General features: G+C 70.1%; 2 protein-coding genes. One reads left to right on the top strand and one right to left on the bottom strand.

Features of this window, described 5'->3' with window-relative positions; all coding sequences use genetic code 11:
• Positions 1 to 124 precede the first annotated feature (124 nt).
• Complete coding sequence (locus VH326_RS02310; RefSeq protein ID WP_329630183.1) at positions 125 to 679, top strand: hypothetical protein; 555 nt, start codon at positions 125 to 127, stop codon at positions 677 to 679.
• Between the two features lie 22 nt (positions 680 to 701).
• Here VH326_RS02310 and VH326_RS02305 read toward each other — a convergent pair.
• Positions 702 to 1,517: penicillin-binding transpeptidase domain-containing protein (locus VH326_RS02305; RefSeq protein WP_329630182.1), on the bottom strand; the 816-nt coding region annotated here is incomplete at its 5' end.

The raw sequence follows: 1,517 nt of genomic DNA, 5'->3' as shown, positions 1-1,517 counted from the left end.
CAAGTCGCTTTCGCGCCTGGCGCGGATCCTCGAGGAGGGCCGCGGCAGGGGCGTCCGGACGACCATCGCCGGCGGCGCCCGCAAGCCCGCAAGCGCCTACCGCTTCGAGTAGGTTTCGCGCCCGATGCTCCGTCGCACGCTTGCCATCGCCATCTCGCTCGCGCTGGTCGCCTCGCTGTCGGCCTGTGGCAACAAGCAGAACAAGACCCTCAAGGCCGAGACCGAGGGCATCTATCTCGATATCGGCGAGCTGAAGTACCAGGTCCAGATCTCGCGGCAGCTGAACCCCGGGGACATCGAGGATCGCGACTACCTGCGCGGCGTCGGCGACCAGCTCGGGCCGGACGACGTCTGGTTCGCCGTGTTCGTTCGCGTCGAGAACGAATCCAGCAAGACCCAGAAGCCCGCGACGCAGTTCGACATCACCGACACCGAGGGCAATCAGTTCAATCCGGTGGCGATCGACACGAAGTCGAACCTCTTCGGGTACGACCCGGTGCCACTCGCGGGCAAGGGCGTGATGCCGAACATCGATGCGACCGCGGCTCAGAACTCGATCAACGGTCAGCTGTTGCTCTTCAAGATGCCGCGCACGTCGCTCGACAACCGCCCGCTCGAGCTCAAGATTCACAATCCCGCCGACTTCCAGTCGTTCGGGACCGTCAACCTCGACGTCTGACGCAACTCCGGGGACAGTCCCCTCAGTTGCGCTTCAGGCCGGCGATCAGCACGCCGCGGGCCGCCGGCGCGGCCGTGTCGCCGCCGGCGCCGTTGCGGACGAGCATCACCGCGACCGCGATCCGTGGCTTGCGCGCCGGGGCGAACGCGGTGAACCACGCATCGGTGTCGTCGGTGCGGCTGGCCGAGTCCTGGCAGCTCTCCGGAACCGGGGCCTGCCCGAGCTGTGTGGGCGGCGGCGCCGGCGGGCATTTCTTGGTCGACTCGAGCTCGGCCGTGCCGGTCTTGCCGGCGACCGTGACGCCGGGGATCTGGGCATGCACGCCGGTGCCGTTGCGGACGACGCCGACCATCAGGCGCCGCACGGTGCGCGCGATGTTCGGGGCCACCACGCGCGTCGTGGGCGCCGCGCGCGGCGTGGCGGGCAGCGCGAGCGTCAGCTTCGGGTCTCGCCCCTGCAGCCCGATCGCCGACGCGATCCGCACCATCTGCAGCGCCGTTGCCTGGACGCGCCCCTGCCCGATGGCCGACGAGCCGACCGCGAGGTCGTCCCCGATCTCCGAGGCTCGCGGGATCGCGCTCGTCGCGGCGCCCGGGATCTCGGGCGCGTGGTTGAAGCCGAAGCGCTCGGCCATGCCGACCAGGCGGTTCGCGCCGAGCATCGCGCCGAGTGGCGCGAAGACCGAGTTGCACGACACCGCGAAGGCCTGCGCCAGCGTCCCGCCGCAGTTCTCGCCGTTGGCGTTGTCGAGCTTGACGCCGCTCAGCGTCGTCGAGGTCGCGTACGGATAGGTCGACCGGGGCGTCGCGACCTTCGCCTCCAGCGCGCCGGTCAGCGT

It is taken from the genome of Sphingomonas sp. (assembly GCF_036269755.1).
GTDB lineage: Bacteria > Pseudomonadota > Alphaproteobacteria > Sphingomonadales > Sphingomonadaceae > Sphingomonas.
The sequence above is the reverse complement of the archived record's forward strand: the minus strand, read 5'-3'. Positions and strand labels throughout refer to the sequence as shown.

Excerpts from the sequence above, each read along its gene's own strand:
- VH326_RS02310 (WP_329630183.1), top strand. The coding sequence starts at position 125 with ATGCTCCGTCGCACGCTTGCCATCGCCATCTCGCTCGCGCTGGTCGCC.